Origin of the sequence: Mesorhizobium sp. M1A.T.Ca.IN.004.03.1.1 (genome assembly GCF_003997555.1) — a bacterium.
Lineage (GTDB): Bacteria > Pseudomonadota > Alphaproteobacteria > Rhizobiales > Rhizobiaceae > Mesorhizobium.
Genome location: NZ_RZTV01000715.1, coordinates 1 through 253, shown reverse-complemented (window position 1 = coordinate 253; position 253 = coordinate 1). Strand labels below are relative to the sequence as shown.

Annotated in this window: 1 protein-coding gene; it reads right to left on the bottom strand. The window is 64.0% G+C overall.

Going from position 1 to position 253, the window contains the following annotated elements; translation table 11 throughout:
* Positions 1 to 253: hypothetical protein (locus EOD29_RS33540; protein WP_206520593.1), on the bottom strand; the 253-nt coding region annotated here is incomplete at both ends.

The following is a 253-nucleotide window of genomic DNA, read 5'->3' as shown; positions in this document are numbered from 1 at the left end:
GCCAGCATGATGAGCTCCCGCGCCGACGACGCCAACGAACGGTCGGTCTGCGTCTCACTGAGGTTCGTCCCGGTCACACCGATCTCGGGATCGATGCCGAACGCCCCCGAGAACACCTGGTCGATGCCGAACTCGTCCAGGCCGGCGATCGTGAGATGTCCGAGAAGACTCATCTCCTGACGTCGGAGAAGCCCGCCGAGGACGATCAGGGCGATGTCGCTGTACTGGGCGAGACGGTTGACCACCATCAGGC